This window comes from Promicromonospora kroppenstedtii DSM 19349 (assembly GCF_000515355.1).
Lineage (GTDB): Bacteria > Actinomycetota > Actinomycetes > Actinomycetales > Cellulomonadaceae > Promicromonospora > Promicromonospora kroppenstedtii.
On record NZ_KI911641.1, the window covers coordinates 1 to 982 of the forward strand.

The 982-nt window shown below is 74.5% G+C and carries 1 protein-coding gene; it reads right to left on the minus strand.

The window, feature by feature from the left end; all coding sequences use genetic code 11:
* Positions 1-181 precede the first annotated feature (181 nt).
* On the minus strand, positions 182-982 hold an 801-nt coding region (locus tag PROKR_RS07710; protein ID WP_036961568.1), incomplete at its 5' end, for a diacylglycerol/lipid kinase family protein.

A 982-nucleotide genomic window follows, 5' to 3' on the forward strand; every position in this document is an offset into this window, starting at 1 on the left:
GTCCCGCGGGCCTCGGCGGCCGGCGCCGAGGCGACGGCATGACCGGGTCCGGGAGCGGCCGCGGCAGCCGTGGGGCCGATCAGGCCCAGCAGGGTCGCGACGAGCATGACCAGGACCGCGGGCACCGTCCGGGCCCGGTTGGAGCGGGGATTCACCCGCCCAGGGTAGTTGGCCGCGGGGGTCACGGGGCTCGGACCAGCAGCGCGCCCGGCTCGACGCGCACGTCGATCTCGACCGCGCGCCCCAGCGGGTCGCCGTCCACCTGGGCCTCCTCGCCGGCCGGCACGCGGATGCGCGCGCGGCGGGCCTTGGTGTGGTCGATGCGGCCGAGCTTCTCGGGCAGCTCGTTGCGCACCCCTACCCCCTGCATGGCGATCTCGAGGGTCAGCTGGGCCCAGCCGAGCACCCCGCCGCGCACGTCGACGGCCGCGACGTCCAGCACGCCGTCGTCGAGCACGGCATCGGGCAGCAGGGTGACGCCGCCGGGGAGCATGCCGCAGTTGCCGACCATGATCGAGCGGGCGCGTGCTTCCACGGGCGGGTGGTCGTCGAGCTGGAGGGTGGCGCGCATGCGCCGGGCCTGCATGTGGGACAGCCCCGCGACGAAGTAGGCGACCCAGCCCACCTTCTTCTTCAGGTTCGAGTCGGCTGTGGCGACCATCGCGGCGTCGAACCCCAGGCCCGCGATGACCAGGAAGATGTGCTCGCGCTCCGTGTCGGGCTCGTGGTCGGGCTGGTTGGGGTGCTCGTCGTTGCGCGGGGTCTCCGCGAACTGCACGACCCGCAGCCAGCCCACGTCGATGGCCCGGGTGCGGCCGTTCAGGATCACGTCGAGGGCCTCGCCCACGCCGGTCAGCGGCAGCTCGAGGTTGCGTGCCAGCAGGTTGCCCGTGCCGACCGGCAGGACGCCCATCGGCTTGCCCGTGCCCACCATCGACTCGGCGACGGCGCGCACGGTCCCGTCGCCGCCCGCCGCGATCAC